Origin of the sequence: Labedella endophytica (genome assembly GCF_003990045.1) — a bacterium.
GTDB classification, from domain to species: domain Bacteria; phylum Actinomycetota; class Actinomycetes; order Actinomycetales; family Microbacteriaceae; genus Labedella; species Labedella endophytica.
Genome location: NZ_RZGZ01000002.1, coordinates 717,092 through 735,779, shown reverse-complemented (window position 1 = coordinate 735,779; position 18,688 = coordinate 717,092). Strand labels below are relative to the sequence as shown.

Sequence of the window (18,688 nt, the reverse complement as noted above, 5' to 3'; positions counted from 1 at the left end):
CGGCGGAGGGGCAGAGGGGAATGCGTCAGTCGTGCGTAGGGCCAGTCGAACGCGGGTCAGTCGAGGGTGGGAACGGAGGAGAGGAGGCGGCGTGTGTATGCGTGTTCGGGGGACCGGAGCACGGAGGTGGTGGGGCCCTGCTCCACGACTTCCCCCTCCGTCATCACCACGACGGTGTCGCAGAGCCGCGCGACCACTCCGATGTCGTGCGAGACGAGAACGAGCGTGAAACCGAGGTCCTGCTTGAGGGAGCCGATGAGGTCGAGGATGGACGCACGCACGGTCACGTCGAGGGCGCTCAGTGGCTCGTCACCCACGAGGAGGCGAGGCCGGTGAACGAGCGCCCGGGCGATCGCGACGCGCTGACGCTGCCCGCCCGAGAGTTCGTGGGGGTAGCGGTCCCCGTAGTCGGCACCGAGGCCCAGGAGGCCGAGCATGTCGCGCACGCGAGCGCGTCGGTCGCCCTCGATCCCCAGCGCCACGAGTGGTTCGGCCACGATCCGGCCCACGGTCATGCGGGGGTCCAGCGACGCGTACGGGTCCTGGAAGACCACCCCCACCTCGCGCCGCAACCAGGTGAGCGAGCGGTCAGGTCGGCCCGACACGCGGGTGCCATCGAAGAACACCTCGCCGGCGGTGGGGGTGTCGAGAGCGGTCATCAGGCGGACGAGTGTCGACTTCCCCGATCCCGATTCACCGATCACCCCGAGGGCGTCGCCCGCCTGCACCGAGAGCGATGTCGGCCTCAGGGCGTGCGTCACGGCGCCCCGGGTGAAGAGGTTCTCGCGCGGCAGGACGTAGTCGCGGGAGACGCCGCGTAGGTCGACGAGGGGATCGGTCACGGTGCGTCCCCGTTCCTGTCGTCGGGATCGACAGTGTCGTCCGGGGAGTCGGCGGGTGTTGCCGTCGGGGTGGACCAGCTCGTGGCGCGGGCGGACTCGACGAGTCGGCGGACCAGCTCGGTGCGGGGACGGTTGACGAGGTCGTCCACCGAGCCGTCCTCCACGAGACGTCCGTCCTGCAGCACCACGGCGCGGTCGGCGATGCGGCGTAGGACGGCGAGATCGTGGGTGATGAACAGCAGACCGGTGTCGAGCTCGGAGACCAACCGGTCGAAGAGATCGAGGATCTCCGCCTGGATGGTCACGTCGAGAGCCGTCGTGGGCTCGTCGGCGATGAGCAGTCGTGGTCCACCCGCGAGGGCCAGGGCGATCGCGGCGCGCTGCAGCTGTCCGCCCGACACCTGATGCGGGTACCGGCCCACGATCTGCTCGGGCTCGGGCAAGCTGACGAGTCGGGCGAGCTCGATGGCGCGAGATGCGGCGTCGCGTCTCGTCAGGCGGTCGAAGCGGCGCGCGGGGTCGGCCAGCTGACGGCCGATCGAGCGGATCGGGTTGAGGGACGACCGCGGCTCCTGGAAGACGATGCCCACGTTCCGGCCGCGCAAGCGTGCGACGTCGCGGTCGGGAGCGCCGATCACCTCGGTGCCGTCGACTCGGACACTGCCCGAAGCAACGGCTCCGTCGGGGAGGAGCCCGAGGACCGCGAGGGCGGTCAGGGACTTGCCCGAGCCGGACTCCCCGATGAGGCCGACGCGCTCACCGTCGGCGACCTCGAAACTCACCCCGTCCACGACGGTGCGTCCGTCGATACGGATGGTGAGATCACGCACGTCGAGGCTCATGCGGTCACCTCGCGGAAAGCGATCACACGGAGGGAGAGGTGATTCGAGACGAGGGTATGAGGGCGGCCGAAGGAGAGGAGAGAGAGGGGGATGGAGGTCATGCGGTCACCACGGGGGCTCGGGTGAGGCGGGGGTCGGTGACGTCGCGGATCGCATCGCCTAACAGGTTGAAGGCCAGCACGGTGAGGGTGATAGCGAGGCCCGGCCACAGAACGGACCAGGGATGGATGCCGATGTACGACTGCAGCTCCGCGAGCATCCGCCCCCACGACGGTGTGCCCGACGGTGCGCCGTACCCGAGATACGAGAGGCCGGCCTCTGCGAGGATCGCCACGGCCATCGCCCAGGACAGCTGCACGATGAACACCGGGGCGACGTTGGGAAGGAGGTGCGTTGTGAGGTTGCGAACGGGGCCGCGGCCGGCGGCGCGTCCGGCGAGCACGAAGTCGGCGCGGCGCACGCGCCGCAGCTCCGGGCGCGACACCCGGCCGATGTTCACGCCGAACGAGAAGCCGACGGCCAGGACCACCACGAGCAGGGACCCGCCGAACGCCGAGGCGAGCATCATCGCGATCAAGAGCGTGGGGAACGCGATGAGCACGTCCACGAGCACGGCGACGCCCTCGCGCACCCACCGCGCGGTGAGGGCGCCGAGCGCCGCGAGTGCGATACCCACGATCGCGGCGACGACGGCGCTTCCGAGGGCCACACCCACGGTCACCCGAGCGCCCACGAGGAGCACGCTGAAGATGTCGCGCCCGATGTTGTCGGTGCCGAGCAGGTGCGTGAACGACGGCGAGAGCCACTGGTCGTACGGATTGGCGCGTTGCGGGTCGTACGGGGTCCAGATGAAAGAGAGTCCGGCCGAGAGGAGGAGCAGCAGCACGACAGCCGTGCCGAAGAGCGCCGACGGGTGCCGCAGGAACGCGACGAACCATCGGGGCCGGTGTGCACGAGGCCGTGCAAAGCCGGCTCGCGGGTTGTCGGGACCAGCGGTGCCGGGCCTCGTGGAGGCGTGTCTCGTGGAGGCGTGTCTCGTGGAGTCAGTGCGCGGGGGGTCGGCCCGCGTCGAATCGGGCTGTTGCTGCGTCGACGGGTTGCCGGAGGAGTCGCGCGGCGCGGGAGCGGGGGTGGTCACGTCGTCTCCCTTTGCCGGGGATCGAGGACGCGCGCGAGCACGTCCACGAGGGCGCCGATCACGAGCACGATCGCCGTGAAGAGGAACACGGCGCCCTGCACCTTCTCGAGGTCGCGGTTGCCCACGTCGGACACGAGCATGCGCCCGACGCCCGGCAGAGTGAAGAGCTGCTCCACGATCACGGCGCCCACGAGCAGGCCGGCCACCTGCAGCGCGAGCACCGAGACGACGGACAGAGCCACATTCGGCAACCCGTGCGTGATGAGTGCGCGTCGCCGGGTGAGACCCGTCGCAGCGGCGGTGCGCACGTAGTCCTGTCCGATCGCCTCGAGGGTCGCGGACCGCACGAAGCGCAGCAGAACGGCACCCTCCACGACACCGATCGTGAGGGCGGGAAGGATCAGCGAGCGGATCGCGGCGGCCGGGTCGTCCCAACCGCTACGCGGGAAGCCCTGCGGCGGCAGCCAGCCGAGCCACACCGCGAAGACGATCACGAGCATCATGCCCGCCCACACCACGGGCACCGCGGCGAGGGCCTGCGCGGTCACCGCGAATGCCGTGCCCGACGCGGTGTTGCGGCGGAGCGCGGCGAGCACGCCGAACGGCACGGCGATGAGGAGCGCGATCACGAGGGAGAGGAGCGCGAGCGGTACCGTCACCGCGGCCTTCTCGGCGAGCTCCTCCGCCACCGGCGTGCGCGTGATGAGGGACGACCCGAGGTCGCCGCGAAGGATCCCGCCCACCCAGTCGAGGTACTGCACGGGCAGCGGCACATCGAGGCCCAGCTGCTCGCGGATCGCCGCGACCTGCTCCGGCGTGCTCTGCGTGCCTGCAATCACCTGCGCGACATCCCCGGGGAGCACCCGGAGGGTGAAGAAGATGAGCGCGCTCGCGATCAGGAGGCCTACGAGGAGGAGGACGAGACGGGTCGCCAGGAAGCGGATCACCGCACGACGACCTCTGCATCGAACGGGACGGTCTCCGTGTCGAACACGACGATCTCTGCACCGAACGGGACGGTCTCCGTGTCGAACACGGGGGCCTCGGAAGCGAGCACGACGACGTCTCTGCCGAGCTCGACAGTGTCAGCGCCGAGCGCGACAGCGTCAGTGCCGAACACGGCGACCTCTGCGCCGAACGAGACGATCTCTGAGCCGAACACGAGGGCCTCGGAAGCGTGCACGACGGCGCCTCTGCCGTGCGCGACGGTGTCTCTGCCGGGCACGACGGTGTCTCTGCCGTGCGCCACGGTGTCTTTGCCGGGCACGACGGCGTCCCTGCCGAGCACGGCGGCCTCTGCATCGAATGCCGAGGCCTCTGTGTCGAGCATGACGACGTCGGCACCGAACTGGGCAGCCCCTTCGACGATGACCTCTACGCCAATGGTCTCTGCATCGAGCACGACGACCCGTCTGCCGGTGGCCGGGACCCCGCTAGCCGACCGCGAGTTCACCGAGGTCGAGGCGAGCGTTCGGGGAGTCCGTCGGGAACCCGGTGATCCCGTCCGCGACGGCCGTGAGCGCCGTGGCGTTGTAGACGACGTCGCCCGCGTGGTCCTCGGCGACGATGCGGGCCGCCTCGGCGAGCAGAGCGTCCGCCTCGTCGGGGTCGGTCGCGGCGATCGACTCCTGGAAGAGCGACTGCACTTCCGCGTTGTCATAGCCGAAATAGTAATCGGGGTTCGCCCAGTTGCCGAAGTCGCGTGCCTCGAGGTGATCCACGAAGCTCAGGTCGTAGTCCTTGTTCGTGTAGACGTCCTCGAGCCACACGGTGAACTCGACCGAGTCGACCGTGAGGGTGACACCCACGTCGGCGAACTGCGAGATGAGGATGTTCGACACGGTGGTGCTGTAGACGTTGGGAATCGTGAGCGTGAGGTCGAGGTCGCTCTGGCCGGCCTCGGCGAGGAGCTCGCGGGCGCGGTCGGGGTCGAACGGTCGCACGTCGGTGAGGTCCTCGAAGCCGGGGTCGAGCTCGGGGATCGGGCCGCCCTGCTCGATGCCGGCGCCGCCGATCGCGGCGATCACGGCCTCGTGGTCGATCGCGAGGCGCAGCGCCTCGCGCACCCGCACGTCGTCGAGCGGGGCCCGCTGGTTGTTGAACGCGAGCGTGTACTTGTCGGTGGTCTTGCCCTCGGTGATGGAGAGCTCGTCGACCGCGTCGACCTGGCTGCGCAGGGTCGCGTCCACAGGGGTGAGCACGTCGATGTCGCCCGCGACGATCGCGTTGACGCCGGCCGTGCCGTCGGGGATGTACTCGAAGACCACCTCGGAGACCTGCGCGGCGTCGCCCCAGTAGTCGTCGAAGCGGTCGAGCGAGATGCTCGCACCCTGGCGCCACTCACCGAGGGTGAAGGGGCCGGTGCCGTTGGCGCCCGTGGAGAGGTCGGTGTCGTCGGCCTCCTCGAAGACGAGTCCACCGCGGCCCGTGAGGTTCCACAGGAAGTTCGAATCGGGTGCGGTGAGCGTGATGACGACGGTGTCGTCGCCCTCGGCCGCGATCGAGGCCACGTTCGCGAAGTTCCCATGGTCCACGAGCGACTCGTCGTCCTTCACTCCGGTGAGCGACCAGACCACGTCGTCCACGGTCGCCGCGTTGCCGGAATGGAACGTGATGCCGTCGTTGAGCGTGAACGTGTAGGTGAGGCCGTCCTCGCTCACCTCGTGGCTCGACGCGAGCGTGTCGACGATCTCACCGGTGGCGGTGCGCGAGACGAGACCCTCGTAGACGTTGTCGATGAGGACCTGTTCGAGCGCGGCGCCCGAGGTGCGGCGGATGTCGAGGTCCGTCGGCTCGAGCACGAGACCCACCGTGACGGTGGCGTCGGCGTCGGGTGTCGTCCCGGTGTCGGAGCCCGAGGTGCAGGAGGTGAGGGCGAGGGCGGCGACGAGCGCGAGCCCGACGACGGCGTTCCGGCGGATGCGGGACATGTCGGACGGTTTCCTTTCGAGGGACGGCGGGCCGAGGGTCAGCGTACCCGGCAACCGGTGGGCCTCCGGCGCTGTGCTGCCGGGGCGGGGGAGAGGCTAGGAGGTGGTGGAGGGGGCGCCGGGAGACGGGGCCGAGGGAGCGGGGGCCGCCGCGGGAGAAGGTGCCGCGGGAGAGGGGGCCGCGACGACGGCCTCGGCGCTCGCCGACGACAGGGCCGTCGCGATCGCCTGGGCGAGGGCCACGGGGGCGTGCTCCTGGAGGTTGTGTCCACCCGTGATCGTGATGGCGCGGGAGCTGGGCACGCGGGAGAGGAACTCCTCCTCGAGCGCGTCGGTGAGGAAGCCGTGGCTCGCGCGCACAAGCAGCACGGGCACCGTGAGGCGTTCGAAGGCCGACCAGAGGCCGCTCTTGTCCGCGTCGAAGAGGGGAGCGGCGCCTCCGAGGTTCGCGAGGTGGTGCCGGAAGGCGTAACCGCCCTCGACGGGCTTGGTGTTGAGGAAGACGCCGCGGGCGAGCTCGTCCCGGTCGGAGCCGATCCCGAAGGCGATGGCCCGGTCGACGATCTCGTCGCGCGTGGCGTACACGTCGGGTCCGTCGAGGAAGTCGCGCACCGCGGCGGCACCCGTCGACGTGTCGACGCTCGGCGTGATGTCCACGACAACGAGACCGCACACGGTGCCCGGGTTGGTCGCCGCGAGGGCCGCGGCGGTGAGTCCGCCGAGCGACTGGCCGACGACGAGCTGGCAGTCCGATCCCACGCGTTCGAGCACGGAGAAGACGGCGGCGGCGTTCGACTCCGCGCGGTAGTCCACGTCGTCGCGCCAGTCGGAGTGACCGTGGCCCGGAAGATCGATCGAGAGCGCGGGACGGCCGAGGGCGAGCACCGTGGAGTCCCAGGTGTGGGCGTTGAGCCCGGCGCCGTGGAGGAAGGTGACCTCGGGCCCGCCCGTTCCCCACTCGAGCGCGCTCACGGCGCGGTCCGCGCGATCGGTGAAGCGGGAGCGCCGGTGGGCGGGGACAGCGTCGACCCCGAGGGCCTCAGCCTGCCCGGCCAGGTAGCGGAACTCGTCGTCGATGTCGACGTCGCTCATCTCGTTCTCCTTGCGTTTTCGTACTCGGTACAGTCTCCTCCATTCGCCACGCCGGACGTCCGCCCGCAACCACATCGTGACGATCGATGACGGACTGCTGCGTTCGCCCGCGCAACGCCCTGGGGAGGCGGCACGCGAGGGCCCATGATGGAGGCATGGACGACGAACGCATCCACCTGTCCCGCACCGTGCCGAGCGTGTACGAGAAGCTCGCCGCCTTCTCGTCGGAGGTCGCGAAGGTCGCGAAGGAGGCGGGCGTGCCGCTCGCCACCGCGGAGCTCGTGCAGCTGCACGCCTCGCAGCTCAACGGCTGCGCGTTCTGCATCCGCGTGCACACGAAGCGGCTGATCGACGCGGGGGAGTCGCCGGAGCGCCTCGCGATGCTGCCCGCCTGGCGCGAGTCCGGGATCTACGACGAGCGTGAGCGTGCCGCGCTCACCCTTGTGGAGTCCATCACACTCATCCGCGACGGCGGACTCTCGGAGCACGCCTACCGCGACGTTCTCGACTTCCTCTCGGTGGACGAATACGCGGCCGTGGCGTGGATCGGGGTCGCGATCAACGCCTTCAACCGCGTCGCGATCACGGGCCGCTACGCCACGGAGCCCGCCGACGACTGACCGTCCCGTCGAACGGCAATGACGTCTGCGAAAGAGCCGGACAGCGTCCCCCTGTGAGGTAAGGCATGCCTATACTGAGGGTGTTATGTCGACCACTTCGCGCGAGACCTTCCGGCGCCGCTCCTCCGCAGCCGAGAGCCGCCGTCTCGCCCCGTTCCTGCTCGCGTGCGACGAGTCAGCGACTGCGGAACTCGAGGCCATGGTCGCGACCCTTCCGCTCTGCGCGAGTGGGCGCGTCTTCATCGAGGTCGCCTCGATCGACGACATCGGCTTCCTCCCCGTCCCGTCCCGCATGACCGTCACCTGGCTGCCGCGTTCCGCCCGCTCGGGTGCGCCCGGCACCGGTGGCGCGTGCGGTCGCGGCGTGGCCCTGGCCCGCGCGGTCACGGCCTGGGCCGACGAGATGCTGTGCCAGCCGACCGTCGACGCGGACACGACCCCGGACGTGCGCGTCGAGGTGTGGCTCGGCGGCGACTACCGCGGTGTCGCGCCCGCGTTCGAGCACCTCGTGCACGACCTCGGGGTCGACGCCGCTCGCGTCACGGCCCCCGCCGCGTACCACCTGTCCTGAGTCGCGCTCGGTCCTGATGCGCGTTCGAACTGAACTCGCGTCCGGCACTGAGCTGCCGGACCGCGTACCGCCTGTCCTGAGCTCTGGCTCTACTGCTCGGCGCGCATCTCGCGGGCGGAGAGGACGAGGAGTTCGAGGTGCGGTGCCGCCGGGGTCTCGGGCACGTCGCCGCTCGACGAGATCGAGTCCCCGATGATCTCACCGGCCGACGCCACATCGGAGAGGATGCTCGCGAGCACGGACCCGTTGTCGTCGGCCGAGGCCACACGGTTGTGGTTGATGAATCCCTGCGCCACCTCGATGGCCGGGCCGACGATGCTGCCGATGAGGCGCAGCGGCAGGTACCACGCGTCGGACTGCAGCTGCGGGTCCTTCTGCTCGAATCCGTGGACCGCGGACGGCGCGACGGCGTAGCCCACGTCGTCGCCGGCGGCGAGTCCGTAGATGTAGCGGGTCACGTCGTTGCCGGCCACGTAGGCGACGTAGCGCGTGGTCGTCGAGGGCTGCCAGCCCGCGAGCATGCCGACGCCGCCGAGCACGATGCGCGTGGCGAAGTGCGTGCCGAGGGTCTCGGCGACCCCTCCGATGCTCGAACCGAAGCTGTGCTCGACGGACGTGCGCGCGAGGGCTCCCACCACGGTGGTGTCGAGGCCGTCGTTGAAGCGGTCGAAGAGCACGCCGAGCTCGATCGACCGCTGGTTGTCGAGCGGCCCGTCGGTGATCGACCACTGCGGGAACGAGCCGATCTTGTAGACGAAGGCCACGGTGGGGTCGGAGGCGGCGGCGTGCTCCACCTCCCACGAGGCGAGCGACTGCATCGAGCCGCCGTAGAAGTCGGAGAGCGATGCGGTGGTGCCGGGCGTGAACACGAGGGCGCGGGTGGCGGCGACGGCGTCGCCGATGATCTCGACGATCGCGTCGCGGGCCACATCGAAGGCGTAGAGCGAGACGGCGCCGGAGGCCACGCGGGCGAGGTAGGAGGCCTCGACGCTCGCGAGGTCGGAGCCGTTCCGGGGGTAGGCCGCGAGGGCGCGCGCCGCCGCTTCGCGATTCGCGGCGATCCGGTCGTCGAGCGGCACGCCGTCGAGGTTGCCGACGAGGGTGGGGGAGGCGGCGGCGAGGTCCGTCCGCTGCGCCACCGTGAGGGTGCTCCACCAGGCGGCGACGCGGGTGGCTGGCAGGGCGGCGTCGAGAATGCGGTCGACGGCGCGGGGGTTGCCGGCCACGGCGGGCGTCACGCGGGTGGAGTCGAGCAGCACGAACGCGGCGTCGCGTTCCGCGGGGTCGACGTGCGCGGCCACGGCGATGGACTGCAGGGCGGCGGAGCCGGCGGCGACGCTCACGCTCGCCCGGATGCTCGCGGCGGCAGCGCTCGCCGTGGCGGCGCCCGATGTGACCGCCCCGGCGACGGTCGCGGCCGTGGACATGACGGGCGCGATGGCGCGGGTCGGATCGGCGAGCACACCGCCGAGGAGCTGCACGATGAGCACGAGGGCGAGCAGGAGCGGGACGCGGCGGACGAGGAAGACGCGAATGCGCTCGACAAGGCCCGTCGCCGCGGGCAGGGTGACGTGCGCGGCGATGAACGCGCCGGCCGAACCGATTCCGGGTACTCCGAAGACGTCGCTGGCATTTCGGCGCAGGGCGACGTCGATCGATTGCATGGCCGGCTCCCGCCGTCGGCTCACAGCTGGCCCTCACCGCGCGGGCTGGGGGGAATCCCGCGCGCGGAGCCGTCTCTCTGAGGGTACCCGGAACGGGGGGTACCCTGCACGGCCCCATGTGTAATTCTCGTTAATCATTCAGGCCGTAAAACAGCCGTCCCTCCGCGGGTGTGAGGGATCACATCAAGACGACGCCGGCCGCGTCGTCTTCCGAGGGCGGCGCCTCCGCCGGAGGTACCCGCCCTTCTCGAGACCCGCCTCGATCTCGAAGCGGTTCTTGAGCGGATCGCGCCCGGCCAGGCCGTACAGGAGGGGGAAGAGCATGCCGTAGCGCTGCCACTGCCGCTTGTGCACGGCCTCGTGCTCGAGGATGTCGTCCGACACGTTCGAGTCGGTCAGGTAGCACCCGCCAACGCACGACCCACCGCGGCCGAAGGCCCGCTTCGGCATCCCGGTGAAGACCCAGAGGCCGTTGCGGCGCTCGACCTTCCCGGTGGAGCAGACGAACCCCCACGTGAGCCCCACGGCGGTGGCGAAGTAGTACCCCGCGCGGCTCACGGGTGAATCGAGGAAGAGGGACATCTAGGAGTACCGCTCCGTCTCGAGCAGGCGCAGCCAGACCTCGTTCATCGTGGGGTAGGCGGGCACCGCGTGCCAGAGCTTCTCGAGGGTCACCTCGCCCACGACGGCGATCGTCGCGGCGTGCAGCATCTCGGAGACGTCCTGGCCCACGAAGGTCATGCCGAGGATGATGCGGCGCTCGGTGTCGATGACGGCCCGGACGGCGCCCGTGTAACCGTCGGCGTGCACGGCGGAGCCCGCGATGGCGCCGAGGTCGTAGTCGACGACGCGCACGGGGTAGCCGGCCTCGGTCGCGGCCGTGGAGGTGAGTCCGACCGTCGCCACCTCGGGCTCGGTGAACACCACCGAGGGTACGTGCTCGTGGTCCGCGGTCGCGGCGTAGTCGCTCCACGGCTCCGGACGGGCGGAGGGTGCCGACGAGAGCGTTCCGGCGGCACGGGCGGCGATCGCGAGTCCCGCGGCGCGCGCCTGGTACTTGCCCTGGTGGGTCAGCAGCGCGCGACCGTTGATGTCGCCGACCGCGTACAGCCAGTCGCCGTGCACGCCCGAGACGCGCATCGAGTCGTCGACGTGCAGGTCCTTCGGGGTGACGCCGACGTCCTCGAGGCCGATGTCGCTCGTGGCGGGGTGGCGACCCGTCGCGATGATGATCTCGTCCGCCTCGATCGGGGCGTCGTCCTCGCCGAGCGCGATGGTCACGCGGCCGTCGTCACCGCGGGTCACGCTCGACGGGGAGCCGGTGACGAAGCGCACGCCCGACTCTGTAAGGCTCGACTGCACCGCCTCGGACGCGATGTCCTCGAGGGTGCCGAGGAGGCGGCTGCGGATGATGACGGTGACCTCGGAGCCGAGGGAGCGGTAGATCGTGGCGAGCTCGGAGGCGACCACGCCGCCGCCCACGATCGCGACGGATCCCGGCATCTCGGTGACGCTCGTGGCCTCGCGGCTCGTCCACGGCTTCGCCTCGGCGAGACCGTCGATGGGCGGCATCGTGGGTACGGATCCGGTGCAGACGGCCACGGCATGCGTGGCCGTGAGGTGGCGGACGGTGCCGTCGGCCTGGGTCACGTCGACCCGGCGGTCGCCGACGATGCGGCCCCATCCGCGAACGAGATCGATGCCTGCGCCCTGCAACCACTCCACCTGGCTCGCGTCGTTCCACTCGCTCGTGAAGCTCGTGCGGCGCTCGAGCACCGCGGCCACGTCGAGCTCGCCCGTCACCGCGGCGCTCGCGCCGGCCACGCGCTGCGCGGCGAGCAGCACGGTCGATGAACGCAGGAGCGCCTTCGACGGCATGCACGCCCAGTAGGAGCACTCTCCGCCCACGAGCTCGGCCTCCACGATCGCGACGCGCAGGCCGCCCTTCGTGGCGTAGTCGGCGACGTTCTCGCCGACGGCGCCGGCGCCGATGACGATGAGGTCCCACGTGTCGGTGTCGGAGGTGGTGTCTGTGGGTCCTGCGGTGGTGTCGGTCATGGCGACTCCTGTCTGGGCTGGTGGTGCGGCTTGTGTGCTGTCCGTCGTGCGGGGTAGTGATCGTGCGGTGTCGTTCGTGGTGCGGGGTGCTGCGGGTGTCGTTCGGCGGGGTGCCGTTCCGTGGATGTCGTGTGGTCGCTGGGAGGTCGACGAGGTCGGTGTCGGATGGACGCGGTGCCCGGGCTCGGCGTCCGGCCCGGTCAGCGGCCGACGAACTCCGGGGTCGTGCGCGTCGCGAAGGCTTTCATGCCGATCGCCGCGTCCTCGCTCGCAGCCAACGACGCGAGCGCCGGCCCCAGCCCGGCCTCCGCCGCTGCGTCACCCTCGCGGAACGCCGTGCGGGCATTGGCGAGCGAGGCCTGCACGGCGAGCGGAGCCTGGGCGGCGATCCGCTCGGCGAGTTCGAGGGCCCGGTCGAGCTGTTTCCCCGGTTCGGTGAGTTCCTGGACGAGTCCGATGCGGTGGGCCTCCGTGGCGTCGAACGTGTCACCGGTGAGGATCCAGCGCATCGCGTTGCCCCAGCCGGCCGCGCGGGGGAAGCGGATGGTCGCGCCGCCGAAGGGGAGGATGCCGCGCGACACCTCGAGCTGCGCGAAGCGCGTGTCCGTCGCGGCCACGACGATGTCGCTCGCGAGGGCGAGCTCGATTCCGAGTGTGAAGCACGTGCCCTGGGCGGCCATGACGACGGGTTTCGTGAGGCTGCGGCCGTCCACCTGCCAGGGGTGGATCCCGCCATCCGGCACGAAGTCGAGGCCGTCGGAGCCGAGCCGCGGTCCGATGTCCGCAAGATCGAGGCCGCCGGTGAAGTGATCGCCGACCGCCCACACCACGCCGACGCGCAGCTCCGGATCGTCGTCGAGCTCGCCGTAGGCGGCGGCGAGGTCGCGCAGCATGTCGAACGTCGCGGCGTTGCGTTTGTCGGGGCGATTCAGGCCGATGAGGAGGACGTGCCCCCGCCGTTCGGTGAGGATGAGCTGCTCTGCCATAGCCCCATTGTGCTCGCTGCTGCCGACAGCCGCACCCGGTTGTGCCCGTGCGGCCCGCGCCGCTGTGTGAGCCGCCGCGCGTCGCGGCGTGCCGCCCCCTGCCGCCTCGCGCCGCGGCACCCGTCGTCCGTCGTCCGTCGCCGACGCACCCGCCCCGCGCCCGCCGTCCCGCCGCCTCTCACGGTCCTCTCGGTAGCCCATTTGCGCGGTTTTCGGCCATCCGGGCGACATGAATGCGCGCAAGAGGGCTACGTGGCGACGATCGAGGGACGGTGCGAGGGTCGGGGGCCGAGGGATGAGCGAGGGGCAGTGGCGCGCTGGGGACCGGACACCGTTCACCAGCCGAGGCGGGTGGCAATCTCGTCGGCCAGAGCGGCGGGTGGGCGGCCGTCCGAGACGACGACGTGGTCCTCGATACCGGCGGCGTCGAGGATCGCGTGCAGCTCGCCGCGGCGGGCGAGGCTCCAGGTCAGACCGTCGGTGTCGTGGACATGGCGTCCGCGGAGCCGTGCGTCGACGACGTCCCCCGGCGCGACGAGTCGGACGACGCTGATCGTGCCCCCGATCGCGCGCTCGACGGCCGTCACGTCGTCGCGCGACTCGACCACCCCGGCGAGCACGAGTCGCTGCGCTCCCGCCGCCCGGTAGTTCTCCGTCAGCGCGGCGAGGTTCCGCATCGACAGCGCGAAGTGGAACCCGTCATCCGCAGGGCTCGGCCACATCCGGCGGGTCTCGTCGAGGTCGATGACGGCGTGGGGCACCTGTCGGGCGGTCAGGAGATCGCCGAGGGCGGCGGACGTCGTCGTCTTGCCCACGCCGACGGTGCCGTTGAGGAACACGCTCGAAGTCATCGATCCAGTATGTCCGTCGGGCACTCGAGAGGGCACCGTCGGAGAGGCCCGATAGCGTTGCCGGATGACGATCGCTGACACACCGCCGGAGTCGTGGTCCGGATCGGCTCTCGTGATGCGCGGCGGCGAGGTGATCGAGGAGGTGTCGGTCGGGACGACGGCCGGCCCGGGATCGCCGGCGTGCTCAGCTCGATCCCGGTTCCAGGCCGGCTCGATCAGCAAGCAGGTCATGTCGGTCGTCACCCTCTCGCTCGTGCACCGCGGCATCCTGGAGCTCGACGGGCCCATCGGTCAGTGGCTGACGGGGTTGCCGGCTCGGCTGCAGCCGATCATGCTGCGTCAGCTTCTGAGCCACAGCTCGGGGATCGGCCACTGGGGCGACATCCCCGGTCTGCCCCCGCTCTTGGAGACCCCGCCGGGACGCGACGCGTTGGTCGAGCTGATCGGCGAGGCACAGCTGGTGTCCGAGCCGGGAGACGGCTGGCGCTACAGCGGCCCGGGTTTCGTCGTCGTCGCTCTCGTCGTCGAGGCGGCTACGGGTAGGCCGTACGGCGAGGTCGCGGAGGAACTCGTCTTCTCACGTGCGGGGATGCGCGACACCACGTCGGGTCGGTTCCCGATCGGCGAGACGGACGTCGCCGTCGGCCGGCGGGGCGGCCGGTACATCGAGGTCGAGGAGGGCTTCACTCACCTGCCCGGAACCGGGGACCTGTGGACGACGACGACCGATCTCCTTCGCTACAGCCGAGCGCTGCGCAGCGACGACCTCATCGACTCGGGCCTGGCGTCTCTTCTGTGGACCGAACACGTCGACCTCGATCCGCCCGACCCGGCCGATCAGCCCGCATCCGCCACGGCATACGGCTTCGGCACGTTCATCGGTCGAGTGCGCGAACATGATGCGTGGTTCGTCCCCGGAGACAACCCGGGCTACCAGTCGCTGATGGCGTTCCTGCCTCGGCGGGACATCGCCATCGCCGTCCTCGGCAACGCGGAGGCGCCCGGCGTGAGCACGATCCTGCGGCAGCTGAACGTGGATTCCTGAGTGACGGGTTTCGCCACCTCGCGCCGCGCCGTCAGGGCTTGAGCGCGCCGATGAGGCGGAGGATCGTCGTGAGGTCGTCGCCCGCGCCGGTGTCCGCATCGCTGCCGGAACCGGAGCCTGAGCCGGACCCAGAACCGTCGTCGGCCGGGGCGAACTCCATGATGCCGGCGCCCGCGAGCGTGAACTCCGCCCGCACGGCCTTCACGGCGTCGAGCAGCTGGGTGACGCTCAACCCGAACGGCTCGGGGTGGTTCACCGCGGTGACCGCGGCCGGGTCGAGCACGTCGAGGTCGATGTGCACGTAGACGCTCGTGGCGCCCGTCGCGCGCAACGCGGCGACCACGGACTCGGCCGTCGCCTCGGTGCCGGGGAGAACAGCGACACCGGATGACGTCGCGAAGGCCTCCTCACCCGGATCCATCGAGCGCACGCCGGCGAGCACGGTGCGCGCGGGTGACACGGCGGACCGGGAGGCGAACGCGGGTGGGCCATCGCCGAGGATCGAGCGCAGCACCATGCCGTGGAACGCACCGGACGGCGATTCCTCGGGCACGTTGAGGTCGGAGTGGGCGTCGAACCACACCACGGCGAGGTCGGGATGGAGCGACGCGGCGTACTCGATCGCGGCGAGTTCCACGCCGCAGTCACCGCCGATCGTCACGGCCGGCCCGTCGCCCTGCGCGAGCGTCGCGGCGAGGGCCTCGCGCACGCGCAGCACGGAGGAGGCGCGCACGACGCCCGTGTCGAGCGCCGACCCGGCCTCGAGCGGCACCTCGACGTGCTCGGTCGCGGCCCGCGGCAGGTCCTCGGCGATGCGGGCGGCACCGGTCGCGACGCGCATGGCGCGGTCCGACCCGGAACCCTGCCACTGCGGCACGACGACGAAGCGCGCCATGTCAGCCCTCCGCCCGACGGCGGGCGACGCGAGGGGTGCTCGCGCCGCCCGACCGGGGCATCGGGGAACGCCGGGTCACTGTCCCGGCGTGTAGGACGTGCCGGGGGTGGCCTCGACGGCGGGGAGCGGGGTGGAGGAGCCGCCGTGCTTCAGCGCGGCGAGGCGCGCCTCCACCTCGGTGAGCTCGCCGAGGTCCTCGAGCGACTCGAACTGCGCGTCGAGGCTCGACGCGGCGAGCTCGGCCTGGCCGGCGGCCTTGGCCTCCTCGCGACGGATCTTGTCCTCGAAGCGCGAGACTTCGCTCGTCGGGTCCATGATGTCGATGCTCTTCACGGCGTCGTGCACGCGCTGCTGCGCTTCGGCGGTCTTCGAGCGGGCGATGAGCTCGCTGCGCTTCGACTTCAGCTGCTCGAGCTTGCCCTTCATGCTGTCGAGGCCCGACTTGAGCTTGTTGACCACGTCGGTCTGGGCGGCGATCTGCGGCTCGGCGCTCCTCGCCTCGCGCTCCTCACTCATCTGACGCTGCAGGGCGACCTTCGCGAGGTTGTCGAACTTGTCGGCGTCGGCGGTGTGGCCGGCGCTGCGCAACTCATCGCCCTTGCGGCTCGCGGCAATGGCCTTCTGGCCCCACTCCTGCGCGGCGCGCACGTCCTCGGCATGGTCCTGCTCGAGCATGCGGAGGTTGCCGATGGTCTCGGCGATGGCGCTCTCGGCGTCGGCGATCGAGTTGGTGAAGTCGCGCACCATCTGGTCGAGCATCTTCTGCGGGTCCTCAGCCTGGTCGAGGAGGGCGTTGATGTTGGCGCGGGCGAGCTGGCTGATTCGGCCGAAGATGGACTGCTTGCTCATGAGTGGTTCCTCTCGTCGTGGTGCTGTCGTCTGTGGGTCAGGAAGATCATCGGTCTGTCGGCGGTGCGGGTCGAGTGCGGTCTGTGGATCAGAACCGGCCGCCGCCGGAACGGGATCGACCGCCGCCGCCGCGGGAGCCGCCGAAGCTCGAACGGGAGCGCGATCCGCCGCCGAAGCCGCCGCCTCCGGAGCGCGAGCGTCCGCTGCCGCCGAAGCCGCCACCGAATCCGCCGCCGCTGCCGCCGAAGATCCCACCGCCACCGCCTCCGCCATAGCCGCCGCGGCGGCTGCTTCCGCCGCCGAGGAGCATGTCGGTGAGGATGTTGCCGATCACCGAACCCGTCGCGGCATCGCCGATGCCGCTACCCGTGCTCATGCGGGGCGAGGAGTAGGAGTTCATGTCCACCTGGGCGGCGCGCATGGCGTCGGAGGCGAGGGACTCGGCGCGCTGGGCGTGCTCGAGGGCCGCGGCGGGGTCGGTCGCGCCGAGCTGCTCGGCCCGCACGAGCGACTGACCGGCGCTCGCGAGTCGCGTTCGGGCGTCCTCGGTGATCGCTCCGCGGCGGGAGGAGATGAAGTCCTCGGCGGCGCTCACCTTGGCCCGGGCCGAGACGAGCACGGAGCCGAGGAGGCTCGAGGCGCGGCGGGCGGCCTCGTCTGCGGCGCGCACCTCCTCCGTCGCGGCATCGATCGACGTGGACGCGGCCGTGAGGCGGTCGAGAGTGGCGACGGGGTCGCCCGGGGCGGCGGATGATTGCGCTGCGCGGACGTCGGCCACGACGGTCTCCGCGGCGGCCACGGCGGCGGCGAGGTCGCCCCCGCGTTGGCCGCGAGCGCGGGCGGCCGCGATGTCGGCGTCGATCTCGGAGAGGAGGCCGGGGATGGTCTGCTCGGCGTGGTCGAGCTGCTCGAGGCGCCGGTCGACGGCGTCGAGGAGGGCGACGGCCTGGTCGCCCGCGGTCTCTGCGGCCCGGATCGCGACGGCGGCCTCGCCCCCGCGCTGGCCGGCGATCGCGGTGTCGGCTTCGGCGAAGCGTTCGTCGGCGAAGGCGAGGAGTCCGTCGGCCTCGCGCACGTTGTCGACGACGGGTTCGAGAGCGCTCGCGGCGAGACGGGCACGTGCGGCCTCGAGCCGCTGGCTCGTGCCCGGAAGTCTGTCGCGGGCCGAGGCGACCTCGGTGCGGATGGTCGCGAGGGTCTCGGGGGCGTTCTGCTCGATCGCCCGCAGCTGCGCGAACGACTCGGCCTGCGCGTCGAGGTCGTCGTCCGCCGCGTCGCACAGCGCGATGATGCGTTCGTTCCACTCGCGCACCTGCTGCTCAGTGTCCTCGATGTGGTCGTCGAGCTGCTGCTTGAGCGTGAACGCCTCCGTGAGCTTCGCCTTCGCCGCGTCGATCGAGGCGCGGAACGCGACGGTGCTCTCGGCGCCGTACTGGGCCACGGCGAAGCTCAGCTCCTGCTCACTCGTGCGCACGGCGTCGTCGGTGCGTACGAGGGCGATGCCGGCCTGGCGCTGGAGCTCGGCGGTGGGAACGGCCGCGGGCGCGGCGGGCCCGGTCGCACCCGAGGTGCCCGAGGTGCGGCGGCGGGAACGGGCCACGAAGAAGATGACGGCGCCGATGCCTACGACACCCGCGATGAGGATCCAGAAGAAGCCGGAGCCGGACGAGCCGTAGCTGCCCGCGAGCACGTCGCGGAGGCCGTTCGCGGCGGCGACGCCGGCGCCCGACCAGTCGTCGTCGCGCAGCGCGGGGAGGATCTGGTCCTCCTCGATGGAGGTGAGCTGGTCGCCCGAGACGGGGCCGGATGTGTCGCCCGACAGGTAGTAGTTGCGGGAGTCCGTCGCCACGGCCAGGAGGTACTGGTTCGGGCCGAGGCCGTTCTGCTCGGCCGTGTTGTTGGCCCAGGTCTCGGCGTCGGTGGGGGAGGAGAACTCGCCCACATAGACGACCCAGAGGTCGACGTCCTCCCGCTGGAGTTCGCCGATGGCGTCCTCGATCGCGGAGATCCCGGCGGCGTCGAGCACACCGGAGTTGTCGACGACGTGCTCGCTGCCGAGGTCGACGGGCGCCTCGGCGGAGCGGATCGCGGGGACCGCGGTGTCCGTCGTGGCGGACGTCGAGACGGCGTTCTCGGAGCTGGCGGCCGGTGTCGACGCGAGAGCGGAACCGGCGGACAGGGGGAGCACCGCCGTTGCGGCCGCGACAACCAGGGCGGCCGCAGCCGTTGTGAACCTCGCGAGCATGTGCCCACTCTCCCGTTTCCTGAGTGTGGCTAGAAGTCTAGGTGGCGGCTTCATACCCCG

The 18,688-nt window shown here is 71.2% G+C and carries 18 protein-coding genes; 3 read left to right on the top strand and 15 right to left on the bottom strand.

What is annotated here, in order from left to right; all coding sequences use genetic code 11:
- Positions 1-56 precede the first annotated feature (56 nt).
- The 7 genes from ELQ94_RS07045 to ELQ94_RS07015 all read right to left on the bottom strand — a co-directional run bounded on the left by ELQ94_RS07045 (position 57) and on the right by ELQ94_RS07015 (position 6,844).
- Positions 57-842 (bottom strand): ABC transporter ATP-binding protein, encoded by a 786-nt coding sequence (locus tag ELQ94_RS07045; RefSeq protein ID WP_127048600.1) that lies wholly within the window; start codon positions 840-842, stop codon positions 57-59.
- Positions 839-1,684, bottom strand: a complete 846-nt coding sequence (locus tag ELQ94_RS07040; RefSeq protein WP_127048597.1) for an ABC transporter ATP-binding protein — start codon at positions 1,682-1,684, stop codon at positions 839-841. The genes ELQ94_RS07045 and ELQ94_RS07040 overlap by 4 nt, the downstream gene beginning before the upstream one ends.
- 97 nt (positions 1,685-1,781) lie before the next feature.
- Positions 1,782-2,570, bottom strand: a complete 789-nt coding sequence (locus ELQ94_RS07035) for an ABC transporter permease (RefSeq protein ID WP_424976938.1) — start codon at positions 2,568-2,570, stop codon at positions 1,782-1,784.
- A gap of 248 nt (positions 2,571-2,818) precedes the next feature.
- On the bottom strand, positions 2,819-3,769 hold the full coding sequence (locus tag ELQ94_RS07030; protein ID WP_127048594.1) for an ABC transporter permease: 951 nt from the start codon (positions 3,767-3,769) through the stop codon (positions 2,819-2,821).
- Positions 3,766-4,224 (bottom strand): hypothetical protein, encoded by a 459-nt coding sequence (locus ELQ94_RS07025; RefSeq protein ID WP_127048591.1) that lies wholly within the window; start codon positions 4,222-4,224, stop codon positions 3,766-3,768. Before ELQ94_RS07025 ends, ELQ94_RS07030 begins: the two co-directional genes overlap by 4 nt.
- Positions 4,225-4,255: 31 nt before the next feature.
- Entirely contained in the window at positions 4,256-5,752 is a 1,497-nt protein-coding gene (locus ELQ94_RS07020; RefSeq protein ID WP_127048588.1) for an ABC transporter substrate-binding protein, read from the bottom strand.
- A gap of 96 nt (positions 5,753-5,848) precedes the next feature.
- On the bottom strand, positions 5,849-6,844 hold the full coding sequence (locus ELQ94_RS07015) for an alpha/beta fold hydrolase (protein WP_127048586.1): 996 nt from the start codon (positions 6,842-6,844) through the stop codon (positions 5,849-5,851).
- A gap of 155 nt (positions 6,845-6,999) precedes the next feature.
- Between ELQ94_RS07015 and ELQ94_RS07010 the strand changes: the two genes are divergently transcribed.
- Together ELQ94_RS07010 and ELQ94_RS07005 are read left to right on the top strand one after the other, a co-directional pair.
- On the top strand, positions 7,000-7,464 hold the full coding sequence (locus ELQ94_RS07010; protein WP_166404680.1) for a carboxymuconolactone decarboxylase family protein: 465 nt from the start codon (positions 7,000-7,002) through the stop codon (positions 7,462-7,464).
- A gap of 85 nt (positions 7,465-7,549) precedes the next feature.
- Positions 7,550-8,035 carry an SIP domain-containing protein gene (locus ELQ94_RS07005; protein WP_127048579.1) on the top strand — a complete coding sequence of 162 codons (486 nt, stop codon included), beginning with the start codon at positions 7,550-7,552 and terminating at the stop codon, positions 8,033-8,035.
- Positions 8,036-8,124: 89 nt separating this feature from the next.
- Here ELQ94_RS07005 and ELQ94_RS07000 read toward each other — a convergent pair whose 3' ends face one another.
- From ELQ94_RS07000 to ELQ94_RS06980, 5 genes are all read right to left on the bottom strand, one after another.
- Complete coding sequence (locus ELQ94_RS07000) at positions 8,125-9,699, bottom strand: hypothetical protein (protein ID WP_127048577.1); 1,575 nt, start codon at positions 9,697-9,699, stop codon at positions 8,125-8,127.
- A 183-nt stretch (positions 9,700-9,882) separates the two neighbouring features.
- Positions 9,883-10,281, bottom strand: coding sequence for a Fe-S oxidoreductase (locus ELQ94_RS06995; protein ID WP_127048576.1), 399 nt, complete (start codon positions 10,279-10,281; stop codon positions 9,883-9,885).
- Positions 10,282-11,757 (bottom strand): dihydrolipoyl dehydrogenase family protein, encoded by a 1,476-nt coding sequence (locus ELQ94_RS06990; RefSeq protein WP_127048574.1) that lies wholly within the window; start codon positions 11,755-11,757, stop codon positions 10,282-10,284.
- A gap of 200 nt (positions 11,758-11,957) precedes the next feature.
- Complete coding sequence (locus ELQ94_RS06985; RefSeq protein WP_127048572.1) at positions 11,958-12,743, bottom strand: crotonase/enoyl-CoA hydratase family protein; 786 nt, start codon at positions 12,741-12,743, stop codon at positions 11,958-11,960.
- 335 nt (positions 12,744-13,078) lie between these two features.
- Positions 13,079-13,594, bottom strand: a complete 516-nt coding sequence (locus ELQ94_RS06980; RefSeq protein WP_127048570.1) for a P-loop nucleotide/nucleoside kinase family protein — start codon at positions 13,592-13,594, stop codon at positions 13,079-13,081.
- 64 nt (positions 13,595-13,658) lie between these two features.
- Between ELQ94_RS06980 and ELQ94_RS06975 the strand changes: the two genes are divergently transcribed.
- Positions 13,659-14,639, top strand: a complete 981-nt coding sequence (locus tag ELQ94_RS06975; RefSeq protein ID WP_127048568.1) for a serine hydrolase domain-containing protein — start codon at positions 13,659-13,661, stop codon at positions 14,637-14,639.
- 31 nt (positions 14,640-14,670) lie between these two features.
- Here the strand turns inward: ELQ94_RS06975 and ELQ94_RS06970 are convergent, their stop codons facing one another.
- The 3 genes from ELQ94_RS06970 to ELQ94_RS06960 all read right to left on the bottom strand — a co-directional run bounded on the left by ELQ94_RS06970 (position 14,671) and on the right by ELQ94_RS06960 (position 18,628).
- Positions 14,671-15,534: an arginase family protein gene (locus ELQ94_RS06970; RefSeq protein ID WP_127048566.1), complete on the bottom strand. Its 864-nt coding sequence runs from the start codon at positions 15,532-15,534 to the stop codon at positions 14,671-14,673.
- A gap of 75 nt (positions 15,535-15,609) precedes the next feature.
- Positions 15,610-16,383 (bottom strand): PspA/IM30 family protein, encoded by a 774-nt coding sequence (locus tag ELQ94_RS06965; protein ID WP_127048564.1) that lies wholly within the window; start codon positions 16,381-16,383, stop codon positions 15,610-15,612.
- Positions 16,384-16,471: 88 nt separating this feature from the next.
- Positions 16,472-18,628 (bottom strand): TPM domain-containing protein, encoded by a 2,157-nt coding sequence (locus tag ELQ94_RS06960; RefSeq protein WP_166404679.1) that lies wholly within the window; start codon positions 18,626-18,628, stop codon positions 16,472-16,474.
- Positions 18,629-18,688: the final 60 nt, after the last annotated feature.

Excerpts from the sequence above, each read along its gene's own strand:
- ELQ94_RS07040 (WP_127048597.1), bottom strand. The coding sequence starts at position 1,684 with ATGAGCCTCGACGTGCGTGATCTCACCATCCGTATCGACGGACGCACC.
- ELQ94_RS07020 (WP_127048588.1), bottom strand. The coding sequence starts at position 5,752 with ATGTCCCGCATCCGCCGGAACGCCGTCGTCGGGCTCGCGCTCGTCGCC.
- ELQ94_RS07015 (WP_127048586.1), bottom strand. The coding sequence starts at position 6,844 with ATGAGCGACGTCGACATCGACGACGAGTTCCGCTACCTGGCCGGGCAG.
- ELQ94_RS07010 (WP_166404680.1), top strand. The coding sequence starts at position 7,000 with ATGGACGACGAACGCATCCACCTGTCCCGCACCGTGCCGAGCGTGTAC.
- ELQ94_RS07005 (WP_127048579.1), top strand. The coding sequence starts at position 7,550 with ATGTCGACCACTTCGCGCGAGACCTTCCGGCGCCGCTCCTCCGCAGCC.
- ELQ94_RS07000 (WP_127048577.1), bottom strand. The coding sequence starts at position 9,699 with ATGCAATCGATCGACGTCGCCCTGCGCCGAAATGCCAGCGACGTCTTC.
- ELQ94_RS06995 (WP_127048576.1), bottom strand. The coding sequence starts at position 10,281 with ATGTCCCTCTTCCTCGATTCACCCGTGAGCCGCGCGGGGTACTACTTC.
- ELQ94_RS06990 (WP_127048574.1), bottom strand. The coding sequence starts at position 11,757 with ATGACCGACACCACCGCAGGACCCACAGACACCACCTCCGACACCGAC.
- ELQ94_RS06985 (WP_127048572.1), bottom strand. The coding sequence starts at position 12,743 with ATGGCAGAGCAGCTCATCCTCACCGAACGGCGGGGGCACGTCCTCCTC.
- ELQ94_RS06980 (WP_127048570.1), bottom strand. The coding sequence starts at position 13,594 with ATGACTTCGAGCGTGTTCCTCAACGGCACCGTCGGCGTGGGCAAGACG.
- ELQ94_RS06975 (WP_127048568.1), top strand. The coding sequence starts at position 13,659 with ATGACGATCGCTGACACACCGCCGGAGTCGTGGTCCGGATCGGCTCTC.
- ELQ94_RS06970 (WP_127048566.1), bottom strand. The coding sequence starts at position 15,534 with ATGGCGCGCTTCGTCGTCGTGCCGCAGTGGCAGGGTTCCGGGTCGGAC.
- ELQ94_RS06965 (WP_127048564.1), bottom strand. The coding sequence starts at position 16,383 with ATGAGCAAGCAGTCCATCTTCGGCCGAATCAGCCAGCTCGCCCGCGCC.
- ELQ94_RS06960 (WP_166404679.1), bottom strand. The coding sequence starts at position 18,628 with ATGCTCGCGAGGTTCACAACGGCTGCGGCCGCCCTGGTTGTCGCGGCC.